At 47.5% G+C, this 23,142-nt stretch carries 17 protein-coding genes; 10 read left to right on the plus strand and 7 right to left on the minus strand.

What is annotated here, in order from left to right:
* Positions 1 to 48: 48 nt before the first annotated feature.
* Positions 49 to 1,722 carry a chemotaxis protein CheA gene (locus tag HYR79_06690; protein ID MBI1821380.1) on the minus strand — a complete coding sequence of 558 codons (1,674 nt, stop codon included), beginning with the start codon at positions 1,720 to 1,722 and terminating at the stop codon, positions 49 to 51.
* Positions 1,723 to 1,999: 277 nt separating this feature from the next.
* Between HYR79_06690 and HYR79_06695 the strand changes: the two genes are divergently transcribed.
* The 4 genes from HYR79_06695 to crcB all read left to right on the plus strand — a co-directional run bounded on the left by HYR79_06695 (position 2,000) and on the right by crcB (position 5,833).
* On the plus strand, positions 2,000 to 2,245 hold the full coding sequence (locus tag HYR79_06695) for a HigA family addiction module antidote protein (GenBank protein MBI1821381.1): 246 nt from the start codon (positions 2,000 to 2,002) through the stop codon (positions 2,243 to 2,245).
* A 399-nt stretch (positions 2,246 to 2,644) separates the two neighbouring features.
* Positions 2,645 to 3,442, plus strand: a complete 798-nt coding sequence (locus tag HYR79_06700) for a hypothetical protein (protein MBI1821382.1) — start codon at positions 2,645 to 2,647, stop codon at positions 3,440 to 3,442.
* A gap of 8 nt (positions 3,443 to 3,450) precedes the next feature.
* The gene (locus HYR79_06705) at positions 3,451 to 4,680 is read left to right on the plus strand and encodes an alpha/beta fold hydrolase (GenBank protein ID MBI1821383.1); all 1,230 of its coding nucleotides are present in this window, start codon (positions 3,451 to 3,453) and stop codon (positions 4,678 to 4,680) included.
* Positions 4,681 to 5,434: 754 nt separating this feature from the next.
* A complete protein-coding gene (crcB, locus tag HYR79_06710) occupies positions 5,435 to 5,833 on the plus strand; it encodes a fluoride efflux transporter CrcB (protein MBI1821384.1) in 399 nt (132 codons plus the stop codon).
* 16 nt (positions 5,834 to 5,849) lie between these two features.
* Here crcB and HYR79_06715 read toward each other — a convergent pair whose 3' ends face one another.
* Complete coding sequence (locus HYR79_06715; protein ID MBI1821385.1) at positions 5,850 to 6,269, minus strand: peptide chain release factor-like protein; 420 nt, start codon at positions 6,267 to 6,269, stop codon at positions 5,850 to 5,852.
* A gap of 511 nt (positions 6,270 to 6,780) precedes the next feature.
* On the opposite strand from HYR79_06715, the gene HYR79_06720 reads away from it, so the two are divergent.
* Positions 6,781 to 7,350 carry a polyisoprenoid-binding protein gene (locus tag HYR79_06720; GenBank protein ID MBI1821386.1) on the plus strand — a complete coding sequence of 190 codons (570 nt, stop codon included), beginning with the start codon at positions 6,781 to 6,783 and terminating at the stop codon, positions 7,348 to 7,350.
* Positions 7,351 to 7,352: 2 nt separating this feature from the next.
* Here the strand turns inward: HYR79_06720 and HYR79_06725 are convergent, their stop codons facing one another.
* From HYR79_06725 to HYR79_06745, 5 genes are all read right to left on the minus strand, one after another.
* Positions 7,353 to 8,075 (minus strand): PAS and helix-turn-helix domain-containing protein, encoded by a 723-nt coding sequence (locus HYR79_06725; protein MBI1821387.1) that lies wholly within the window; start codon positions 8,073 to 8,075, stop codon positions 7,353 to 7,355.
* Between the two features lie 245 nt (positions 8,076 to 8,320).
* The gene (gene cfa, locus HYR79_06730) at positions 8,321 to 9,451 is read right to left on the minus strand and encodes a cyclopropane fatty acyl phospholipid synthase (protein MBI1821388.1); all 1,131 of its coding nucleotides are present in this window, start codon (positions 9,449 to 9,451) and stop codon (positions 8,321 to 8,323) included.
* 166 nt (positions 9,452 to 9,617) lie between these two features.
* Positions 9,618 to 11,078, minus strand: coding sequence for a cardiolipin synthase B (locus HYR79_06735; protein ID MBI1821389.1), 1,461 nt, complete (start codon positions 11,076 to 11,078; stop codon positions 9,618 to 9,620).
* 55 nt (positions 11,079 to 11,133) lie between these two features.
* Positions 11,134 to 13,965 carry a PD-(D/E)XK nuclease family protein gene (locus HYR79_06740; GenBank protein ID MBI1821390.1) on the minus strand — a complete coding sequence of 944 codons (2,832 nt, stop codon included), beginning with the start codon at positions 13,963 to 13,965 and terminating at the stop codon, positions 11,134 to 11,136.
* Positions 13,962 to 17,054 carry a UvrD-helicase domain-containing protein gene (locus HYR79_06745; protein ID MBI1821391.1) on the minus strand — a complete coding sequence of 1,031 codons (3,093 nt, stop codon included), beginning with the start codon at positions 17,052 to 17,054 and terminating at the stop codon, positions 13,962 to 13,964. Before HYR79_06745 ends, HYR79_06740 begins: the two co-directional genes overlap by 4 nt.
* Positions 17,055 to 17,535: 481 nt before the next feature.
* On the opposite strand from HYR79_06745, the gene HYR79_06750 reads away from it, so the two are divergent.
* The 5 genes from HYR79_06750 (at position 17,536) to msrB (ending at position 22,983) form a co-directional block, all read left to right on the plus strand.
* The gene (locus tag HYR79_06750; GenBank protein MBI1821392.1) at positions 17,536 to 17,892 is read left to right on the plus strand and encodes a hypothetical protein; all 357 of its coding nucleotides are present in this window, start codon (positions 17,536 to 17,538) and stop codon (positions 17,890 to 17,892) included.
* Complete coding sequence (locus HYR79_06755) at positions 17,882 to 19,039, plus strand: SMP-30/gluconolactonase/LRE family protein (GenBank protein MBI1821393.1); 1,158 nt, start codon at positions 17,882 to 17,884, stop codon at positions 19,037 to 19,039. The genes HYR79_06750 and HYR79_06755 overlap by 11 nt, the downstream gene beginning before the upstream one ends.
* Positions 19,040 to 19,110: 71 nt before the next feature.
* The gene (locus tag HYR79_06760; protein MBI1821394.1) at positions 19,111 to 21,549 is read left to right on the plus strand and encodes an acyl-CoA dehydrogenase; all 2,439 of its coding nucleotides are present in this window, start codon (positions 19,111 to 19,113) and stop codon (positions 21,547 to 21,549) included.
* A 3-nt stretch (positions 21,550 to 21,552) separates the two neighbouring features.
* Positions 21,553 to 22,566 carry a hypothetical protein gene (locus HYR79_06765; protein MBI1821395.1) on the plus strand — a complete coding sequence of 338 codons (1,014 nt, stop codon included), beginning with the start codon at positions 21,553 to 21,555 and terminating at the stop codon, positions 22,564 to 22,566.
* 18 nt (positions 22,567 to 22,584) lie between these two features.
* Positions 22,585 to 22,983 (plus strand): peptide-methionine (R)-S-oxide reductase MsrB, encoded by a 399-nt coding sequence (gene msrB, locus HYR79_06770; protein ID MBI1821396.1) that lies wholly within the window; start codon positions 22,585 to 22,587, stop codon positions 22,981 to 22,983.
* The last annotated feature ends 159 nt before the right edge of the window (positions 22,984 to 23,142 follow it).

Consider the following 23,142-nt stretch of genomic DNA (forward strand, 5'->3'; position numbering starts at 1 on the left):
TGGGCCAACCCCCTTGATTGAAAACAACCGTTTACGCTTTTCATTCAATTAAACCAGTTGATCCGCCATCCGGGTCTGTTTTCCGGCCGCGTCCCGAATCAGCGCCGGAATGTCCAGAATCAAAGCCACCTTGCCGTTGCCCAGAATGGTCGATCCGGAAACCCCGGGGAGGCCTTGAAAAAACTTTCCAAGAGGCTTGATCACCACCTGGTTTTCTCCGAATAAGGTATCGACCACGATGCCGGCCAGGCGGTCTTGATTCTTAACGACCACGATGCTTTCACGTCCTAGAGCCTCCCCTCCCAGCCCAAAGTTTTCTCTCAAATAAAAGTAAGGGAGAACCTTTTCCCGCAGATTGATGATGTTTTGTCCGTCACGATCACGCCTGTTCTGTTGCGTCAGGTCCACGCATTCAATCACGTTCTCGATGGGAATAATATAAGTCTCCTTGCCCACACCCACGGCAAATCCGTCAATAATGGCCAGGGTCAGGGGAAGTCGAATGGTCAGGGCAGACCCTTTTTCCTCCTGACTGTCGATCTCAATTGATCCGCGCAGCGCTTCGATGTTTCGCTTCACAACATCCATTCCAACTCCTCGTCCGGAAAGATCGGTCACCGTTTCAGAGGTCGAAAACCCGGGCATGAAAATGAAGCTATAGACCTCCGCATTTGAAAGTTTCTGTGATTCGGAGATTAACCCTTTTGAAACCGCTTTCTCGATAATCCGTTTGCGGTTAAACCCGGATCCGTCATCCATGAGTTGTATCACAACGTTACCCGAATCATGAAAGGCCCTTAGGATCAATTGTCCGCAGGGATCTTTTTGTTTTTCAGCGCGGATTTCCGGCGATTCAATCCCGTGGTCCAAAGCGTTCCGAATCATGTGGGCAATGGGATCTTTCAGGAGTTCGATCATTGCCGTATCGACTTCAACTTCACCCCCTTCGATCACGAGACGGGCCGTCTTGCCGTGGGCCAACGCGACATCCCGGACGGTTCTGATAAGCTGACGGAACATCGGCCCCACCGGGACCATTCTGATCTTCATGATTTCTTCTTGAAGCTCCAGGAACAGAGCGTCCGTGGCGGTGTTGGCCTCCAGAACCTCCTGTCCTAATTTGCCTGCCCGCTCTTCCAAAATCTGACTGAATCTCCCCCGCGCAATCGTAATCTCGCCGGCAAGGTTGAGCAGGCGGTCCAGTTTGTCAAGATCGACCCGGAGTGTTTTGTTACGATAAACCCCTTCCCGGGCCTCGTCTTCTCTTCTTTCGAATTTCCCCCCGCGGGCTTCACTCCCGGAAGCCGTCAAAGAGGTCTCTTTCTCATCGATCTCGTCTAATTTAAGCCCGGTCAACTGTTTGAATAGTTTTTCGTCCCCCAGAAGCGACTCGTCTGTTCCAGCCGCATACTCCGGCACGACCCGGCGCAAAAAGTCTACCGCGCGCAACAAAAGGGTAATCAACCGGCTCTCGGCCACCCGGGTCCCTTTCCGGAGTTGCTGAAGAACATCCTCCAGTCCATGGGCAAACTCGGCCACCCGCATAAACCCCGTCGTAGAAGCGTTTCCTTTCAGGGTATGCGCCGCGCGAAATAAGATCTCAATCATTTCCTTATTTTCAGGCTGAGTCTCCAGAAGAACCAACGACTCCTCCATCCGGACTAATTGTTCTTCGGCTTCAGCCAGGTACGTTTGAATCAACAGGTCATGATCGAAATCCATCAAACCTCCGATGACAATTAAATTCAATCTCTTTTCCTAAATTTACCAGCTATTTAGAACCTGTCAAGGCGGCGACAAACGAATATTATTTTTCAAAAAAGCTGAATTATGATAGATTAACTCGATTTCAAAACAGGAAAAAATGAGATGAGGGCCAGCCGATATCAGGATTTACTTAAACGCTCCGGATTTCAGTTTTTCCTCTGGACCCAATTTCTGGGCGCCTTCAACGATAACGTTTTTAAAATGGTCGTTTACCATTAAGGAAATTAACTTGATGCAACCCCTTGGAATTACGGCCAATGGATTGTCTCGAGAGTTACGGGTTCCTGTGACAAGAATATCGGAAATTGTTAAGGGGAGAAGAGCGATTACGGCAGATACCGCGTTACGATTGGGAAGATATTTTGGGAATACACCTCAATTTTGGATGAACCTCCAAACCAGTTACGAACTAGAAATGACCGAGCGTCAATCTAAGACCGAAATCGAGAGATATATTCATCCCCGAAAGGCCGCTTAGAATCCTTCCTGATAACCGCAGCATAACATTTTTCTAAAGGATAGTATGTTACCCAGGAGAGATAGGATTTGTAACTCCTTGTTTTGCCTGTCATCGCGAGTATCCGTAGGGTGCGTGGCGATCTCGATTCAAGATAGCGAGATTGCTTCACTTCGCTCGCAATGACAACTTTCTATCGCTGTTCTAGGGTGTTACATCCCGTATTCATTAATGTAAATAAAGAAAGATTTGACTTAAATAATTTGAAATTATAGTATTAGGTCGCCTTTTCTGTTCATTCTAAATAAAGAACCCGCTGTTTTGGGGTTTATCATCAATTAAGTTTAGAATTTCAAAACACAATGTTTTAAAGTTTATTTAAATTTCAATATTTCTAATGAAACAACATACGGAGGTCTTATGGTAAAAAATAAACTATTTCCTTTAATTTTCGTTTTCATTTTCGGCCTTTTTTCTTGCGCGACTCCACAACAGGGAGGCCCAGATAGTGGCCATGGGTTCAGTTCAATGTTTTTAGGCATTGGCCATTTAGTTCTATCTCCTTTACAAATAGCGGCAGGATTACTGGAGGGGGTAGCCGCTGTGCCCTATTATGCCGCCACAAGTTTGAAAGATATTAATGATGGTTTGATAAAAGCTCAGGCTAAGGTAACTTTAAATGACACCTATGAGTCCGCTTACGGCAAACGACTTGACCAAGTAGGACCTGACGGCAATACCGGAGAGGCTTTCCGGCGGATGAAAAATGCCTCTGAATATTATCAAAAGGTTTTAAAACAATATGGGGTGAAGGATGCTCAACATTACATATTGACGAGCATTGATACGGCGAATAAAGATGGATTCACTCTTTTTGCCGTTGTGTATCGACCCTATGATTCCATCGAAGTCATTGATAAATACGATGGCAAAACGATTAGGAAATTTTCTAAGGATGACCGTTTATTTTACGAACCTTATAAACAAGATATTAATGGCCAATCCCTTGATACCGTTATTGACTGGGCGGGGGCACCTGTTGATGGTTATAAGACTCAAAAACAGCAGGCCGTTTTGATGACATTAGCAGCCAACTCTGTCGTTGAGGGGAAAAAAAGAACGGATTATTGGGACGTCGAAAAGAGATGGATTGCGGGTGAATTCAAGGACATCGTACAGAATCAGAGTAAAAAAGTTGAACAAGCATTGGGTATTTAGGACTATTGATGAATTCTGTTAAATTATTTCTAATATTTATTTTTTTTCTTTCCGGATGCGCTACAACTGCTCAAACGGTTCACGTTGCTCTTTCTGACAGACATCAGCCGACAGGTGGGGGTACTGATATTAAGTATGATGGCCTGTCATTTGAAAACTATATCAAGCTCAGCAGGAAGGTGATTGCTAATTCGAGAACCGATCTGAAAAATAAAGGTCGGGAAGAAATTATTGATGGGAATTCTCCCTTCGAATTAGAACCTCCCCAGTCCTGTGCTCCTGGTAAGAATAAACGTTATCGGAGGGGAGTATTATTGTCTCACGGACTGACTGACTCTCCCTATTTTACCCGCCAATTAGGCCAATTCTTTCAGGAACATTGTTTTCGGGTAATGGCAATTCTTTTGCCGGGCCATGGAACACGCCCAGGGGATTTGTTAGATGTGACTTGGCAGGAATGGGCCCAGGCAGAGGCATTTGGAACGGATGCATTAGCCTCCGAAGTGGATGAAGTCTATTTATGGGGTTTTTCTACCGGAGGAGCGCTCAGTGTTAGCCAGAGTCTTCGCGACCCTCGGGTCAAAGGGTTATTCCTTTTTTCACCGGCAATTCAGATTACTTCAATGGCTTCACTCGCCAATTTACACAAAATTTATAGTTGGGCCCTTCCCGGAGCAAAATGGATTGACCTGATGAAGGACGAAGACCCGTTCAAATATGAGTCTTTCCCTTACAACGCAGCCTACCAGATTTATCTCCTCACTCTAGAGGTACGGTCGTCACTTGATAATCACAAGTTAACAATTCCGACTTTTATAGCCGCCAGTGAGGACGATTCAACTGTTATGATTTCTGGTACAGTTGATTTTTTTGACAAAGCAAATAATCCCAATAACAAAATGATCCTTTATACGACTAAAACAGGAATTCCTTCCGGAAAAATTGATAGGGTAAATAGTTTCTTCCCTGATCAGCATATTCTCACGTCAGCTCATACTGCTATTGTTCTTTCAGCCGCTTCAGCTCATTATGGTATCAATGGGGACTACGCCTATTGCAGTCATTATTTTCCCAAAGAGATGGGAAAATATGATCGCTGCAAAAATAAAAAAGAGGACTATTTAGGGGAAATCAGCGAAGAAAATCTAAAGAAAGGGGTTATTCGAAGGTTAATGTATAACCCAAATTTTGATTCCCTCGAAAGTAGCTTGAGTCAGTTTATTGAATCGTTGCCTTAACAAAAGTAACCTGATAGATCTTAAATAAAAGAAACTCCATTGAAATGTAGGAGTTTCAATTGGTGAAGTTCCCGGAAAATTTCTAAAAATTCTTTTTTCCAATATGAAGTTCTTTTTAATTTATTTTCAGGATTTGCTATGTTAGCCCACCAACCGCAATTCGATATAGTATGAAGAATAGTCTTTTAGGAATTATTTGTGTAGTTTTCTTAATATCTTGTGCCGTGCCTCAAATGGAGAGACGTGAAGCTGTAGAAGCTCCAGTAACTCCTGAAAAGCAACGTAAAGCACAAAATGAACTACAGGTACCCTTAGGAGCTATTAATTAATAAATTCCGATTACGGCAAAAACACTTCCAATTCCAAGTAATAATATTCCCCCTTTAATATTTCAGACAATGATCTCATTTTGAAAAATACAGTCCCTTGAGTTCGGAATGTTCGAGTAATTTAAATTCCGCTAAAAGTGAGCGATCGTGAATGATACCTCCCAACAAGGCTTCCTGAAATGCTGCCCGCCCACGAGCTCTCCAAGGCTAACGGGTTGTTCCATCCGGGTTTTATCCCAACCCCTGGAAAGAAATTTCCCTGGGACTAAAACATCTTCATCAACAGAAAATCCTCGAGCTGGCAGTTGGCGGAATGACCTTCTTCTGGTTCCTGGGGGCGCTGCTCCAGCGGAAATTTCTTGACAGAAAGGCTCTAATCGCTTAAAGATGACTGACTTATGCTTTATTAAACAAGGATGATCGAAATGGGCTTGTCTTCCCTTCTGGCTATCGGAATCACGGCCGCGGCAGGGGCGTGGTTAAGATGGGGCCTTGGGATTTTCTTAAATCCTGTTTTTCCGACCGTTCCTTTAGGGACGCTGGCCGCAAACCTGATCGGCGGGTTTTTAATGGGAATCGCAATGGTTTACCTGGATAAAAATCCGGCGTTCCCTCCCGAAGTCCGGCTGGCGGTAACCACAGGGTTTTTAGGCGGATTAACCACCTTTTCAACCTTTTCCGCCGAAACGGTCACTCTCTTCGTCAGGCAGGAGTTCCTTTGGAGCCTTGTCATCATTGTCAGTCACGTGGCCGGGTCATTGGGAATGACCCTTCTCGGTATTTTAACCATCAAGTGGTTGAGCGGCGGCCACGGACCTTTCTAAATCCAAAGGTTTCGAGTCAATCCAATACCTCCTTAGAGCGGACTGGAGACCTGAGAGATTTTTTTTTGGCCTGATGACTTTTTTCCTCCAGCACCTTTAATTTTGCGCGACGAGACCTTTTTCTCTTCTGACGGCGGATCTTTTCAACCCGCTTCTGCTCTGCGCTCAATTTTCCTTCTTTTTGTTTCTCAATCTTATCCAGTAAAATCCTGCGGGCAAGGAAACGATTGAGCGCCTGGGAGCGCTCTGTTTGGCATTTCACCTTGATGCCGGTTAAAAGATGGTGAAGAACAACGCAGGTCGAGGTTTTATTAACATTTTGGCCCCCGGCTCCGGAAGAGCGGACAAAGCTTTCTTCGATATCCTCCTCACGAACCTCTAGTTTTTTCATTCTTTCCACCAGATCTTTCTCCTTCTGCACCGAAACCGGAAACATTTTAATTCCTCCTGAAATACGCTCTACCTTTATAATCGTAAAATCAATCCCAAGACCAGCGATAGACTTCGCACCCACTTATTAATCATGTCATTGCGAGCACCGAAGGGTGCGTGGCAATCTTACCCAAGCGATAGGATTTGTAACTCCTTGTTTTGCCTGTCATCGCGAGCGCCCGCAGGGTGCGTGGCGATCTCGGTTCACGATGGCGAGATTGCTTCGCTTCGCTCGCAATGACAACTTTCTATCGCTGTTCTTGGGTCTTATCGTAAAGTCTTGAGATTGCTTCACTTTGTTCGCAATGACAGCTTTCTAACTCTGTTCTTGGGTCAATTTGGAAAAAACAGTTTTTTTGATTGTAGAACCCTTCTTTCTATGATTAAGTGAAGAAATGTTGATCTAAATTTCTATCTGTTTTGCGCCATCAATAAATAGAAAAGAAATTGACGCTTCGTCATCTATTCACCAGGGAGAGTTTGTCATGTCAAAAGAGTTTCAAAAACCGGTCTTTATGATCATCATTGGATGTTTGTTGATGTTCTCGCCCGCAGGACATGCGGCAGAATATACCATAGATCCCGCACATTCTCACGCAGGATTTCAAGTGAGGCATGTGGTCAGCAAACTTCAGGGAGAGTTTAAGGATTTTGAAGGCGCTTTTACATTCGATGAAAAGAAACCGGAAATTTCAAAAGGAAAATTCACGATCATGGCCTCCAGCATTAATACCAATCATGAAAAAAGGGATACCCACTTAAAATCGCCTGATTTTTTCGACACCGAAAAATTTCCAACCCTTAGTTTTGAAAGCAAAAAAATAACGCCTTCCGGAGGCAAAAAATACGCGTTATCTGGGGATTTATCCATCCACGGCATTAAGCGGCAGGTAATGTTTGAGGTTGAATATTTAGGCGCGGATAAAGACCCTTGGGGGAACCGGCGGGCGGGTTTCTCCGCGACCACGAAAATTAATCGTAAAGATTACGGAATTGTCTGGAATAAAATTCTGGATAGCGGCGGATTGTTAGTCGGCGATGAGGTTGACATCAACATGCAAGTTGAAGCCATTGAAAAAAAATAGGGTCAGGAGTGATTTTTCCCCAGGGCAAGGGCAACCGCCTCTAGCATGCTGTGAACCTGGAGTTTTTTCAAGATTCTTTGGATATGGGTGCGAACGGTGGTTGTACTCAGGCCAAGCCTCGAGGCAATATCTCTGGCGTTAGACCCCTGCGTTAAGGACATGAGGACCTCTCCCTCGCGAGGGCTCAAACCAAATTTCCTGACCCACAGGGTCACATTGTTTGCCCGCTGAAAGGTTTCAAGCAATCCCTTGCTCCTGCTTAAGGTCTCATTGACTTCCGGAATCTGACGGCAAAAATATTCCATTCCCGTCGAAGAGGGAGACGGACGAAAGATATGAATAATTTTGGAATCTCTCGAAACGGGGGAGTTTGGTTCAAGAAGAGTCGTCACATTCAACCAGATTTTTTTTCCGGCTTTGTTTAACACCTGAATGTCAAAGTTTTGAACGATCTCATTCCGATTGACCATTTCCATGACCGTACATCCTTCGAAACAAAAACGGTTGCCCGCCAAATCTTGGCCTTCGCAGGCCTCATAACAGTATTTCCCGGTCATTTCTCCCTTGGAAAAGCCCAGAATCTCTTCAGCATAAGAATTGGCAAAAAGGATTCTTCCCCTGGAATCCATTACGAAGACCCCTTCAGAAGTTTTGTAGTCAAAGGGATGGGCTTGCTTTAGAACGTTTTGTTTTAACATTTTTGATACCGGAAAAGTTTCGTTCATTAAAAATAAAAGACCCCTGCGGTTACTCTGGACGGCTCCTTTATTTGTATGATACTTCAGAAGTTTTGTCAATCGTTCTCGGGCTCCCAAGAACAGCGATAGACTTCGCACCCACTTATTAATCATGTCATTGCGAGCACCGAAGGGTGCGTGGCAATCTTATCGTAAAATCTTGAGATTGCTTCGCTTCGCTCGCAATGACAACTTTCTATCGCTGTTCTTGGGGGGCTATTCCTTATACCCCCTCACCTGAATGACGGATACCCCCCCGGTACCCCATCTTTAGAAAGGACGATCTGCCACAGCTGAAGTTCCCTTGCTCTGAACGTTCCGGCGCAAATTAATAAAAAATATTTCCACATCCGGTAAAACCGGTCGCCATGCTTTTCGATCCATAAGTCCTTTGACGCTTCGAAATTATGGTGCCAGGCCATTAACGTTTTATCGTAATCACTGCCAAAATTATGCCAGTCCTCCATGATAAAAAGCCCATCAATGGCCCGTCCGATATGAGTAATATAAGGAAGCATGGAGTTGGGGAAAATATACTTGCTGATCCAGGAGTCAATCCCTGCTGTCTCTCCATTGTTTCCAATGGTATGGAGCAGAAAAAGTCCATGCTTCTTTAAATTCTGATGAACAACCTTCATATAGGACCTGTAATTGAGATGACAGACATGCTCAAACATCCCCAGAGAAACGACACGGTCAAAGGATCCTTTTAAGTCCCGATAATCCTGCAGGCGTATTTCAACGGAAAGCCCTTTACAGAGCTGTTTGGCTAAGTCGGCCTGCTCTTTCGAAACGGTAATTCCGACGACCTCGACGTCGTAACGTTCCGCCGCATACCTGGCAAAACTTCCCCATCCGCATCCGATATCCAAAACCTTCATCCCCGGCTGAATTCCGAGTTTTTTACAGACGAGTTCAAGTTTTGCCTCCTGAGCGTCATCGAGAATCTTCGCGTTTTTCCAATAACCGCAGGTATAGGTCATCCTCCGGTCAAGCATTTTTTCAAAAAATTCATTTCCCATATCGTAATGCGCCTCCCCGACCCTGAAAGCCCGGGTTAAGCTTTTCAAACCGACCAGAATTTCCTGAAAGGAAAAGAAGGGTTTCCGCCAGCCTTCTCTAATATTTTTTTCAATCCGGGCACGGAGAATATGAATGATAAATTCATCCAACCGCTCGCATTCAAACCACCGATCCATATAAGACTCGCCCAGGCCCAGGCTCTGGTGGTATAAAATCCGCTTGTAACACCGTTCATCCTTAACCTGAATATCCCAGGGTCGATTCCCGTTGATCCGAATATCCGCCGAATCAGCCAATTTCTGAATAATGGATTTTGCAATATGATCCGAAAGGTTAAGCATGGCGTAAATCATAAATATAGCGGTTCCACAAAGTCTAATACAAACGCATTTAGTGCTGTTACGTTGTCATTGCGAACGAAGTGAAGCAATCTCTAATGGTTTCAATAGATTGCTTCGTCGCTCCGCTCCTCGCAATGACACATTACTTATTACGTCTGCTATAGTATTATTTATCCGGATCCTTGCTTCTTTTTCTGTGAAGCTGGTAAGCGCTGATGAGGAGCGAAACGCCCAGCCAGCCGCACAACAGCGCGAGGGGAATGGTTACCAAACGGGGCCAGAAAACACTCGTCAGCCCCAGGGCCAGAAAAACCAGGCCTACGCCGGACATCATTCTTGCCTCCGCGGGACCCAATATTCGCTGGTTGGACACCGCGGCGCCGACGGCGTTTTTTATTCTGATCGCCCCCGCCCCCGCACGGCTGAGGGTTCCCTCGCCCCTTCCCCTTTGACCGAGAAATCGCCCAGGTCTTTTTTGAGCCAACCTCACTCCGCTGCGTTTACTCAAGATAATCTCCGTTGAATGGGCAATATCTTCGAGGTACATCTGCTCCATCGTCTTCGCGAAAGTTTCATCTTCTACCGCAACGTCCAGCTCATAATTCCCTATCCAGCTTGCCATGTTGAGGTTAGTCGATCCTACCCTGGCCCATCTTCCATCTGCAACTGCCGTTTTGGCGTGGAGCATCGATCCGTTCCATTCAAAGACCCTGATTCCGGCTTCGAGCAGGGGTTGGTATCCGGCCCTGGAAAAAGCCCGAAGAACAGGAATATCGTTGGTCCCGGGCACGAGAAGTCTGACATCTACGCCGTCCCTCACGGCTGTTCTGAGGGCTTGCACATACGGAGTCATTCCGACAAAGTAAGCGTCCGTCAACCAGAGGTTTTTGCGCGCTAAAACCGCAATGAGGTGATCCAGCCGGTAAAGCCCCCCGGTGTTCGGAACACTTGCGACGACGCGTAACGCCATATCCCCCGCCCGGGGGAGGCTCCCTCTTTCCGGCAACTCGTCTTCAGGCAGGGGAGAGCCCGTCTCTGCCCATACGTCGGCGAAGGCATGCTCAATGTCAGATACCGCCGGTCCCCGCACTTCAACGCCCGTGTCGCGCCAGGGCTCAATAGAACGCTTCGGGGAACCGACCCACCTGAGACCGATGCAAAGGCCGGTTACAAAACCGATCCTGCCGTCAACGGCAATCATCTTTCGATGATCCCTGCTAAGCCAGCTCAAAGGGTGGTCTAATTGGGGTGGGTTGTAACACCGGACTTCCACACCGGCCTTCCTGAGCCGCTCCCAGAAGCGGGGCGAGGTGTTGCCGAGCGCCCCCAGCCAGTCATAAATCAGCCTGACGCGAACCCCTTCTTGCGCCCTGGCGGCCAGAGCCCGGGCGAACTGATTGCCTATGTCGTCTTCGTGGATGATATAGTTTTCAAAATGGATGGTTTTTTTGGCAGCGTCGATCGCTTCAAGCCAGGCGGGATAATTCTCCCGGGCATCCCGGAGAATTCGCACGCTGTTTCCCGCAACCAGAGGAGCTCCAGCGGCTCTTGAAAAAGCCTGTTCAGCGAGCAGGCGGACAGGGGAAGTTTTTTCATCAGTGGAGGGTTTAACATGAAGATCACTCAAACGACTGACTCCCTATACCCAACCCCGATTGGAAGGTGGACCCCTGTGGAGAAAATCATCTTAGAATCCACTGTGTTCCGCAGATGGTTTGATAATCACATGCGGGGCAGGTCCTCTTCAGGTCAATCGCCGGTCCGAATGGGACGGAGGGGTCGATTATTTCCTGAAGTAGTTTTAAAATGACCGTTTTCAGCGGAGCGTACACCTCGTCCGGCGAAGCTCCATTGAACAATGGAAGTTCGATTTCCTTTCCTATTTTTGAACGGCCCAAAAACAGAAACAGGGCCTCAAGTTCCTCTATCCGGATTTTTTCTTTTTCGCTGTAAAGCATGATGTAGAAAGGCAACTGAAGGCTCCCGATGGCCTGTTCCCAACTCTCCCGTCTGTCCATTTTAAGCTTTTTCAGGTCAATCTTCAAGTACGCCTGGTTGGCGCCGGTTTTATAGTCAACGATGACAATCTTGCCATTCCTCTTCTCGATTCTGTCTATTCTTCCCGCCAAATTAAACGCGTTTACCCTGACGTTTATTTTCTCCTCGCAGGCCAGGATGGCAATGCTGTTTTCGTTCACGAGCGGAACGCAATAAGCCTCGAGAAATTCACCCAAATGCCTTTTAACCTGCCTCTTCAGCAGATAAAGCGCGCCTGAGGAATCGGCGCCGTATCTATTCGCAAAATGGTTTTCTACCAGAGCATCCATCCGAGCCAAGTTCATATCCGTTTCTTTCAGCGGCTTATGTTTTATTTCTGAAAAATAATCCCTCAAGACGGCATGAATAAAATTTCCCAGCTCATCGCGCTCGATGTCTCCTGATATTTCCTCTTTGGGTCTCAGTCCAAGGACAGACGCGTAATAAAACTTAAGGGGACAGGCCAGATACCGGTCTAAAGCCGTTGCGCTGAAGGTAAACTCTTTCAGGAAAGCGACGGCGTCTCCGGTCTTAACAATAGGCTCCGGGTTTTTGTTGACCAGGTTCACCTGGTATTGAATGGGTCTGATGTAGCGTCTCACGTCGGTGGTCTTGTCCCTTTTCTGCCTCGCCCAGAGAAGCTTTTCCACATAACGGGACCTCTCTGTCTTGTCGTTTTCGATAAAGAAAAGATGGACGTCTTTAGCCCCTTTCAGGAGCGTATCGAAATAATAGGCCGTCAGTTTATCCCTGTCGAAATAAGTGGGAAGACCCAGGATTTCCCGGGCTCTGAAGGGAATGAGAGTTTCTTCCTTTTTCGTTTCGGGAAGGACATCCTCATTGGCATCCAGGACGAAGACACTCTTGAACTTGAGATTGCGTGTTTCCAGTGAACCTAACACTTGCAACCCTTTGAGCGGTGTGCCGGGAAAAGGAGTATGGCAGGTGGCGATATACTTCCGCAGGAAAAAAAAGTAGCTGGATCGGTCTTTAAAGGAGATCTCCTTCATCAACGATCGGGGAAGAACGTCAAGCGCCGCGATCAGGGATTCCGAAAAGGGATGGAAAAGAGGATGCAGTTTTGCGGGGCTCTGATTGAAGAGAAAGACGAGAATATCGATGCCATTCCTTGCGAACTCCCCAACATTCTCAAAGGAGAGGAAATTTCCAAGGGTGATTCTGTGAATTTCCTTCAGATGCTCCCTGAGCCGCTCTTCGGTCGCCTCTTTTTTGCCGGTGGGAAGTTTCTCTTTGACTTCCCTGAAGAGCGTTTTGCTCCCCTCGATCTCCTCGAGGGTGGTAAAGGTCCTGGCCTTGTGTCTGAGCAGTTCATCCTCAAGCGTGTGAAAAAGGATCCGGGTGGTCTCCGAATTTCTATGGAAATAAATGTTTTTAGTATAGGGATGCAAGACAAATTTCAGGTAGTCCGGGATATAGATCCGGTCTCCGTCCATGGAAGTGACCAGTTCCATGAGGCTGTTGAGAAAACCAAAGACCGGAGTCCGAGACAAAGGATAACCCATCGATACGTTATAGGAATCCTCGGTAATGTTGGAGAGACCTTGCCGTAAGAGAGGAAAAAGGGTATCTGACGTCGGCAGGACGATGACTGTGTTTTCATCCAGGGAATTTCCGGCCTCCACCCTGGTGTCGAGCACCTTGCCAAGGGCCAAAACCTGTCCATGGCTATCCGGGCTGCTGTAGAAGTGGATATCGGGTTCCGAAACTTCTGTCACCGCCGGCTCTGGAGGAATACCGAATTCCTTGAGTTTTTCCGAAAGACCGACTCCCTGCTGGAAAAGGAAAACCGTATTGTCATGGGAAAGCAACTTCCGAAAGAGGGCCTTTTCGGCATGGGTCAGGGCAAAAAACCCGGCAAAGATGATACGGTCATATCGCTCAAGTCCCGCTTGTTCAACCTGTTCGGCCGCAAGCTGGTATCGTTTTGACCGGATAGAAAAACCCAGAGATTCCGCTTTCTTATAAAATTCCTCGTAAAAATAGCTCAGGGACTGCAGCCTCTCTTCTGTATGCTTGGGAATACCTTCGGTGATATAAGCTTCGATGCCTCTAAGTTTGTGGGATGGGACACCCTCGATGGCCAGCTCCTCGATGTCGCGATATATTTTCATCCCGAGAGGGAAAAAGCTGTCAGGTGATAAAAAACCGGTCCCCCCCAGCGGCTTCGGGGAATGCTTATGGATATCATACAACAGGGCCACGGCGTCGATGGTTTCAAGTTTCTTTAATAACCCAAATTTTTCGCAGATAAAATCGATGAACTCGTCAATAGAAAGGGTGACCGGCGGAATAAAGCTGGATCCGATCTCTTTGGCAAGGCCTTTTCTTAAGAAATGGGGGGGTCTTTTACCAGGAAAGATCACCAGAGACGACGAGAAATCCATCTCCTTTTCCTTAAGATGAGAGATCACCTCTTCGATTAGATCTCTGCCAGGGGGAACGACAACCACGTTCATAAGACCTTTTCCACCTCGTTAAGATCGACAAAAGCAATGAGGCCGGTGATGATCTTGTCATGATAGATCTCCCCAAGTATTTTCATATAGTTCCTCAATTGAGCCTGGTATTTCTCCAAAGTCCCCCTGTCCTTCCCCGTTTTATAATCAATCACCGTCAGGTTTTCCGGGTCGATCACCACACGGTCCATCCTGAAAAGCTTTCCGGTACCATCCGAATATTCCTGCTCTTTTCTTATTTCCCTTCCCGGTGACATCGCGAAATAATTCCCGATCTCTCTGTTATTGACCATCGCAAGGATGAGATCTTTAATGTCCGCATCGGAAGTGTCGAATCCGGTTTCTTCTTTGACCCGCCTGATGATTTCCTGGAGCTGAGATTCAAAACCCTCTCTCACGTCGTCGACAAAGAACAACACCCTGTGGATGAAATCCCCCCGCTTTCTTTCCTCAACCGAAAGGAGTCCCTCATGACCGGAAGGGAATTCCAGCGGCTTGGATCGATGCTGGATCCGGCAATGGTCCATCCCAGCAGGGGCTTGCAACGTTTGTAGATGATATTCCGGCTTTTTCGAGGGCGGGTACTCCTCGACCGGCAGGAGCACGAAGGGGTAGTTCTGGGGTTTGTTTGTCACACCGACCACGTAAAGCTCTCTTTGAGGGCGCGTAAACCCGACATAAAGGCTGTTGAGCCTGTTCACCATTTCGCGCATTTTCTCCGTATCATAAAGGCCTCGAAGAATGTCGTCACATTCGGCCTCGTCCTTGTTGATCTTGAGCAGGTGGACAATTTGACCTTTTTCCTCAAGGATATAGTCAAATCCCCTGTTTTTGACTTCATAGAGAAGGACAATCACCACCGGAAAGCCCAGTCCCTTTGCCTTATGGATGGTCATGAGGCTGACCGCCTCAATGTTCTTGGGAACCGCCATATCCCAATTCTCATCTCCCGTTTCCCCGCCGGATGCGGCCGCGAGAAAATCGGTCAGGCTGTTAGATCCCTGGCTCTCAAACGCTTTGACGACTTCAAGAAATTTGATAAGCGCCGCTTCCTCTTCCGGCATCCTTTCAAAAACTTTAAAGACAGCAAACAGTTCTGTCATCAGGTCATAAATGGGAAGAAATCCCGATACCCTGAAGAGACCCTCGAAATACTTCTCCCAAAGAGTTCTGAACCTCTCCTGGAACGCCTTGTAAAGGGGAGGATGATCCCGCTGGCTAAAACAGAACTGCCTGAGATGGTCTATCCTGATTTCAGGATGGTCTGTCCGAATGGCCTGATTAAAAAGTTCCCCCAGGATAAACGCTCCGAATGAGAAATCATCGGTCGGCGAATCGAGAAAGTTAATGAACGCCATAATTTCCCCGGTGATCTTACGACGCCTGATGTCGAGACTGCTGTAAGAAATAAAGGGGATATCTTTCTCGTTGAGCCAGGAGGTGACCTTTACGGCATGTTCGTTGGTCTGGGTCAGGACGGCAATATCCCGGTAGCGGTGCCCGCGCGAGCGTAACGCCTTAATCAATTCCTGTATCTTTTCTCTTTCGGCGGGTTCTTCTTCCCTCCTTTCTAAAAGAGAGACCTCCACATAGCCGTCATTTTCACGCGGGTCTTCCGGGTTTTGGATATAATCCGTGAGGCCGCTTTTTTCTCCGGCCGACTGGTACTCCTCATGTTCAGCCAGTTTTGTTTTGAAGACCCGTTCGTTAAATTCAAGAATTTTCCTTTTGCTTCGATAGTTCGTGTCGAGTTCTTTCACCGAATGTTCCGCCGATGGGAAAGGATTCGATCCTTCAAGTTCTTTCATGATCGTGTAGTCCGCATTCCGGAAGCCGTAGATCGATTGCTTCGTATCTCCCACGACAAAAAGGCTTCCTCCCTGGGCAAGCGAATTTTCAATTAAGGGAAAGAGGTTTCTCCATTGGATAGGCGAGGTGTCCTGAAACTCATCGATGAGGAAATGATAAATAATTTCCCCGATGCGGAAATAGACGTCTGGAACGATCGAACTGTTTAAATATTCCGCAAGATAGCTGTTGATATCCCCGATGAATATTTTCCCCTGTTGTTTTTTCGTGATGTCGACAATCCGGGTGAACGACTGGAAGGTCTTTACATAGGGCGTGTAGCTGGACCGGCAGAGTAGGACCGTCAGTTCGCAAGTCAGGATTTTGAATTTCTCCCATAAGGCGGCGATGCGGTCGTAGGCAGCCTGTTCATCCGCTTTCCCTTTTGAAGGTTTGGTTACGGGAACGTTCGCATAGGCTTTTCCGGTCAGGTCCTGGAAACTTTTCTCCCTGATCTGGCGCGGAATACTTTTATAGGCAGAGTTGCCGCTCCTCTTAAGGCCCGAACGTTCGATTTCTTTCTCTATGTTCTCTACGCACGAAGCGATCCGGCGTTTTAACTTCTCTAAATCTTCACGAGTGTCCTCTGTCTCAGCCTCTTTTCCGGCGGCGGAAACTTTGGTGTAAATTTTCTTTGTCTCCTCAAGAAGAACCGTTGAAGGAATCCAGAGATAGGCTCCATCCTGTTTCTTGTATTCGAGGAGAGAGTCGACGATTTTCTCCAAATAGGCGGCCTCGGGGCTCCCTTGTTTGACATTACGAAGAAACAGGTTGAAGGCGTATTCCATCAGGGAGGTATTGTCCATCAAGATGTCAAAATCAGGGTTATATCCAAAATCAATCGCCGAGGCCTTAAAAACCGTCGTCATAAAACTGTCGATCGTCTTGACCTGGAAATCCACATAGTTTTCAAGGATCTCGTCGATCAGCCGTCCGGCCCGGGCCTTCATCTCTTCCACTTCAAGAGATACAATTTTCGAAAGCGCGGCAACCTTTTCCTCATCTCCGAAGTGAATTTCCTTTAGCCACGCCAGCGTCCGCTCTTTCATTTCCTTCGCTGCATTGTTCGAAAAGGTGATCGCAAGGATGTTTCGAAGCCGGTTCTTCGGAATCTTTTCGGAAAGGAGGAACTGGACCATTCTTTGGGTCAGCGTGTAGGTCTTGCCGGAACCGGCTGAGGCCTTGAGCACCGTGAGATGAGGAAACCTGACTAATGTGTCTTTTTCGAGAATTTGCGGCATTAGTGCCTCAGGATTGACATCGGCTATGACCGGGCCCTAAATCTTCCAGTCATCTAAAGCGACCTATCCTTACCCCCCCAATTAAAATCAGACGAACGAAAAGACGGTCACTCCAAAAACTTCGCGAGACAGCTTATCTTAATCTTAAAAAGCGCCGTTTGTCTACGGGTTAAAGGTCCCCAAGAGAGTTGGAAAACGAATTCTCTGGAACGATTTAATTGAATGAGCATTTGCTTAGTTTCTGCCAATATGCTTCTATTTTTTTTATTTTTAGCTTTTTAATATTTATTTTTATTAATAAAATCAATTATTTATGAAATAAAATATTTTGGCACATTATTTGCTTTCTGATTAATACAAACGTAAAAAGAATTGTGACATGTTTCTGTAGGGGCAACCCCCCGTGGTTGCCCAGGGCAGGCACAGGGGCCTGCCCCTACAATTAAAAATTTGAAACTTCTTTCGGAGGTTTCTTTTTAAAATGAAAAACAATTACCCCCAGCTCATTCTTGAAAAAATAAATACTGTTTTACTAGAAAAACAAAAACCCGCGGTTAATCTTGAGCAGGTTGTTTTTATTTTAGGCATGAACCTGTTGAATTATCATAAAAATTTCTGTATGGTTTCAAAATCAGAGCTTATTTCACCCGATAAACTAGAAACGAATATGACCCCTTTACTCCAGGGAGGTCCTAAAATCATTCGTGCGATTCTTATGCCGATGGAAGATCAAAGATATCTGATCGAACTCTTTTTCGGACCCCCAAAGGGAAGCGTTCTCCCTGAAATTATTGGGAATCCTGACCTCAGGCGAACTGTAAAAGTCGTTGAAATTTAGTTTAATTTCTTTTCTCATTTTCCCTGCATTCTTTATCGGCGCCATGGCAATGGGCGCGGCAGATATCACGTCAGTCAATGAGGATTCAGCCCCCTCCGGGAAGCCTTTACCTAAAATCAGGCTCTTTCCGATTGTAGAAAACCCTCCAAACATCTACGAATGCGGATATCAAGACGGGCCGCCAAATGCCGCAAGGTTTTGCAATCCCACTCATTTAACAACAGACGGGAAAAACCTCTATGTCGCGGACACCTCAAACCATGTCATCCGGAAAATCGTTCTGTCAACCGGGCGGGTCACTACGCTCGCCGGATACGGAGGGCAATTCGGCTCAGTCGACGAAACGGGTTCCGGCGCCAGATTCCGGAGCCCACGGGGGATGACTCTCGATAAGAAACGAGACACCCTCTATATAACCGACACGGGAAATCACACCATTAGGAAAATTGTCATCTCAAACGCCTCGGTCTCAACGGTCGCCGGAACGTCAGAACGGTTTGGTTCAAACGATGGACCGGGCCTATCAGCCAGATTTAATGAACCGCAAGGAATTACCGGCGATCCGTCAGGAACCTCTCTTTATATTGCGGACACCTCAAACCATACGATCCGGAAAATTGAAGCGGCAACAGGAATGGTTACGACGATCGCGGGTCGTCCGGGCTTTTTGGGATTTGAAGACGGAAAGGGAACGGCCTCCCGCTTTGACCACCCCACAGATATCGCCGTCGATCCTTCGGGAGCTTATCTTTACGTCGCCGACGCCTCCAACCAGGCTGTCCGAAAAATTGTGATTGCAACGGGCGAAGTGACAACCCTCCTCGGTAAAAGGGGAGAGAAGCGTGCCGGAGGGAGGTTAGGTATCCCCCACGGAATTACCCTTGATCCCTCAGGCGCCAATATTTATGTTGCTGACACAGCAAACCATTCTATTCGAAAGATTGATGCCTCCACAGGAGAAACCTCAAACTTTACCGGCACCCCGGGATCACCCCTTTTCGGGTTTCCCCAGGGCATCGTCTTCCCTGACGAAGAAAACACCCTCCTCATTTCAGACAAACTCAGTAATTCCATCCAAAAATGGGCCATTGCCACAGGAAAGGTTACCACCCTGGCGGGTCCTCCAGGCTTTCCAAAAAATAAATAGCGATTGACTCTTCCAAACAAGCTGTTAAAATTAAGATGATCTTTAACAGAGGAAATTCCTGCTATCTTATGATGACGCTTATTTGGTTTTTGTTGGGTGTAGCCGCATTCTGGACACTTGCCGCTTACCGGGCTCCGGGATACCTCTGGACGGGAACCGCCGGAGCCGGTCTGGCGCTTTGGACGGTTTTAACCCGTCAACCGGCTGAAATGCTGTTTCTGACGTTTGGACTTTTCCTTTTAATCGTTTTTCCTCTTAACATTTCCGTCCTTCGACGGTTAATCATCAGCAACCCCCTGTTACATCTTTTCCGGAAAAAAGTTCCTCACATGTCCCAAACAGAAAGAGAAGCTCTGGCGGCAGGCACCGTCTGGTGGGATGCCGACCTTTTCAGCGGAAGGCCGGATTGGAAAAAGCTTCTTTCCGTACCGGTTCCCCGGATGACGAGCGAAGAACAAGCCTTTCTTGACGGCCCGGTCGTGGAGCTCTGTCAGATGCTCGATGACTGGCGGATCAACCAGGAATACCGCGACCTTCCACCTGAAGTCTGGAAATTTATAAAAGAGAAGGGGTTCTTTGGAATGATCATTCCAAAGAAATACGGAGGATTGGAGTTTTCCGCGCTTGCCCATTCCAACGTTATTATGAAAATTGCCAGCCGAAGCCTTTCCGCTTCCGTAACCGTTATGGTCCCGAATTCCCTTGGCCCCGCTGAAATCCTTCTTCATTATGGGACAGAAGAACAAAAAGACTACTATTTGCCGAGATTGGCCCGCGGACAGGAAATCCCCTGTTTTGCTTTGACAAGTTTGGACGCGGGAAGCGACGCCGCCTCCATGACCGATTCGGGGATCGTCTGCCGGGGAGATTTCGATGGAAAAAAAGATATTTTGGGAATTCGGCTAACCTGGGAAAAGCGGTATATTACTTTGGGACCCGTGGCCACCGTATTAGGTCTGGCTTTTAAACTTTACGATCCCGGCCACCTGCTTGGTTCTAAAGAAGAACTTGGAATCACCGTGGCCCTGATTCCTACCCAAACGCCCGGAGTCGTGATTGGACGACGTCATGTTCCCATGAATCTTGCGTTCCAGAATGGCCCTAACAGCGGAAAAGATGTCTTTATTCCTATCGACTGGATTGTCGGAGGGGTCAAACAGGCCGGACGCGGCTGGACCATGCTCATGGAAAGCCTTGCCGCAGGGCGGTCAATTTCCCTCCCCGCTCTTTCAACGGGCGCAGGCAAACTGGCCAGTCGTTCAACCGGAGCCTATGCGGCCATCCGCAGGCAATTTAAAACACCCATCGGACATTTTGAGGGAATTGAAGAACCCTTAGCCCGGATCGGCGGAATGACTTACCTCATGGACGCCGCCCGGGTCATGACCCTGGGAGCCGTCGATGCGGGACAAAAACCTTCTGTGATTTCGGCGATGCTCAAATATCACCTGACGGAACTCATGCGCCGGGTCGTCAATGACGCAATGGACATCCAGGGAGGAAGCGGAATTTGTTTTGGCCCCAGAAATTTTATGGGGCGGGTTTATGAAGCAATCCCCATCAGCATCACCGTCGAAGGAGCGAACATCCTGACCCGCAGTCTGATTATTTTCGGACAGGGGGCCATTCGGTGCCACCCTTATATCTTAAAGGAGATGGAAGCGACCGCTGATCCCGATATCCGAAGAGCTTCCAAAAATTTTGATCGGGCCTTTTTTGGCCATGTCAAATACTTGCTCAGCAACGCCGCAAGGTCGTTTTTCATGGGATTAACCGGCGCGCGGTTTTCCGCTTCGCCGGTTCAAGGGGCTGTCGGGTGGCATTATAAGCAACTGACAAGAATGAGCGCCGCTTTTGCGTTAATCGCCGATCTGTCCATGCTCATCATGGGGGGTGCCCTTAAACAACGGGAGAAATTGTCGGCCCGTCTCGGCGACATCCTGAGCTACCTTTATATTGCTTCGGCCGTACTTAAACGTTTTGAAGACGAGGGACGCCAGAAAGAAGATCTTCCTTTAGTGCAGTGGAGCTGTGAATATTGCCTTCACCAGATTCGTCAACGCCTTGCCGAACTCCTTAAAAACTTCCCGGTGATTTCACTCTCCTGGCTGTTAAGAGTTCTGATTTTTCCGGACGGGAGGCCATTCAAAGCGCCGCATGATAACCTCGGTCATCAAATCGCCCGGTTACTGCTCCGGCCAGGTTCCACAAGGGATCGCTTAACCAAAGGAATTTTTATTCCAAAGTCGCCTGATGAAACAATCGGAAGACTCGAATCAGCTTTAGAAAAAATCATTGCGGCGGAGGGAGCCGAACAAAAATTGCAAAAAGCCGTTCATGCCCGGATCCTTCATGCCCGAAATGAAGAATCCATGATTCAGGAAGGGGTTAAGCAGGGGATTATCAGCGAGGATGAGGCCGCTCTCTTAAAGACGGCCAACGATTCGCGCCGGGAAGCCGTCCGGGTTGATGATTTTCCTCCTGACAGCCCTCTTTTCAAATCCTTCTGATCGGTGAAAACCTCTCCCCTCTTCGAGAGGGCTAAAAAAAACATTCAGGAATTCGTCACCTTGGCCATAGGCCATCAACCTGATCAGCCGGCTCTCCTGGTTTTTGACGAACAGTCCCCTCTCGCGAAACTTCTCGCGGAAGCGTATCGCCTTGTTTTGCCCGATGTAAAGGCGCTAAATTTCGATCAGGTTTCTCCCGAAGAAATTTTCGTCGAAGTGAACGTTCTTGCCCCAAAAAACCTGGTCATTTTGGTTCAATCCACGAGTTTTCGCTTGAATGAATTCCGCTTCAGGATAGAACTGTTTAATCGGGCTTTAAAGGTCATTGAGCACCCCCATCTGTCACGGATTCGCGCGGAGGAGTTTAGCTCTTACGTCGAAGCCCTCGCCTATGACCCCGCTTATTACAGGTCCGTCGGACCGCGGTTGAAACAACGAATTGATCGTGCCCGGCACATTGAAGTGATCTGCGATGGGACAAGCCTTATTTACGACACGCCGTTTGAAGAAGCCAGGTTGAATATCGGCGATTACAGCCGCATGAAAAATATCGGAGGCCAATTCCCCATCGGAGAGGTTTTTACCGAGCCGAAAGCCATTGACCGGGTCAACGGAAAGATCAATTTGTTTGCCTTTGGGAACCAGGACTTTTCGGTTTATGCGGTCGAAGAACCTTTTTCGGCCCTTATCGAAAATGGCGTTTTGGTGGACGCCCCGGATGCCCCAACAGCTTTTAAGGCCGTTCTCGAGGAGATTCGGTTCCACGAGGAAAAGGTCTGGCTGCGGGAGCTCGGTTTTGGGTTGAACAAGGCATTCACCCGTGAAAACCGTGTAAGCGATATCGGCGCCTATGAAAGAATGTGCGGGGTACATCTCTCGCTCGGAGCAAAACATTCCATCTACAGGAAACCGGGGTTTCCTAAAAAAAATCGATTTCATGTCGACGTCTTCGGCGCCGTTGATCGCGTCGAAATTGACGGAGAAATCGTTTATCGGCAGGATCGGTATACCCTATAAATTCAGGAGGTTGACAAAATGGTTGAAATTAAAAAGACCGACGAGGAGTGGCGATCCGCCCTTACCCCGGAGGCTTATCATGTTTTACGAAAAGAAGGGACGGAGCCTGCTTTTCAAAATCAATACCATGATCAAAAAACCCAGGGAATTTACCATTGCGCCGGTTGCGGCTTACCCCTCTTTTCATCCGATGAAAAATTCGACAGCGGCACAGGTTGGCCGAGTTTTTGGAAACCGATGGAGGAGTCGGCTGTCGAAACAAAAACCGATTGGAAAATAATCTATCCCCGAACCGAAGTCCATTGTAAAAGGTGCGGCGGACATCAAGGGCACCTGTTCAATGACGGACCCGCCCCCACCGGTTTGCGCTATTGCATTAACTCCGCGGCGTTAAAATTTGTCCCGGCCCCCAAATAACGAAGTCAAGACCCTATTCCCACCCAAGACCAGCGATAGACTTCGCACCCACTTATTAATCATGTCATTGCGAGCACCGAAGGGTGCGTGGCAATCTTATCGTAAAGTCTTGAGATTGCTTCACTTTGTTCGCAATGACAGCTTTCTAACTCTGTTCTT

The sequence above is a fragment of the Nitrospirota bacterium genome, assembly GCA_016178585.1.
Classification (GTDB): Bacteria; Nitrospirota; Nitrospiria; order JACQBW01; family JACQBW01; genus JACOTA01.

Excerpts from the sequence above, each read along its gene's own strand:
- HYR79_06720 (MBI1821386.1), top strand. The coding sequence starts at position 6,781 with ATGATCATCATTGGATGTTTGTTGATGTTCTCGCCCGCAGGACATGCG.
- HYR79_06750 (MBI1821392.1), top strand. The coding sequence starts at position 17,536 with ATGAAAAACAATTACCCCCAGCTCATTCTTGAAAAAATAAATACTGTT.
- HYR79_06740 (MBI1821390.1), bottom strand. The coding sequence starts at position 13,965 with ATGAACGTGGTTGTCGTTCCCCCTGGCAGAGATCTAATCGAAGAGGTG.
- HYR79_06725 (MBI1821387.1), bottom strand. The coding sequence starts at position 8,075 with ATGAACGAAACTTTTCCGGTATCAAAAATGTTAAAACAAAACGTTCTA.
- HYR79_06715 (MBI1821385.1), bottom strand. The coding sequence starts at position 6,269 with ATGTTTCCGGTTTCGGTGCAGAAGGAGAAAGATCTGGTGGAAAGAATG.
- HYR79_06705 (MBI1821383.1), top strand. The coding sequence starts at position 3,451 with ATGAATTCTGTTAAATTATTTCTAATATTTATTTTTTTTCTTTCCGGA.
- cfa (MBI1821388.1), bottom strand. The coding sequence starts at position 9,451 with ATGCTTAACCTTTCGGATCATATTGCAAAATCCATTATTCAGAAATTG.
- HYR79_06690 (MBI1821380.1), bottom strand. The coding sequence starts at position 1,722 with ATGGATTTCGATCATGACCTGTTGATTCAAACGTACCTGGCTGAAGCC.
- HYR79_06695 (MBI1821381.1), top strand. The coding sequence starts at position 2,000 with ATGCAACCCCTTGGAATTACGGCCAATGGATTGTCTCGAGAGTTACGG.
- crcB (MBI1821384.1), top strand. The coding sequence starts at position 5,435 with ATGGGCTTGTCTTCCCTTCTGGCTATCGGAATCACGGCCGCGGCAGGG.
- msrB (MBI1821396.1), top strand. The coding sequence starts at position 22,585 with ATGGTTGAAATTAAAAAGACCGACGAGGAGTGGCGATCCGCCCTTACC.
- HYR79_06700 (MBI1821382.1), top strand. The coding sequence starts at position 2,645 with ATGGTAAAAAATAAACTATTTCCTTTAATTTTCGTTTTCATTTTCGGC.
- HYR79_06745 (MBI1821391.1), bottom strand. The coding sequence starts at position 17,054 with ATGCCGCAAATTCTCGAAAAAGACACATTAGTCAGGTTTCCTCATCTC.
- HYR79_06760 (MBI1821394.1), top strand. The coding sequence starts at position 19,111 with ATGACGCTTATTTGGTTTTTGTTGGGTGTAGCCGCATTCTGGACACTT.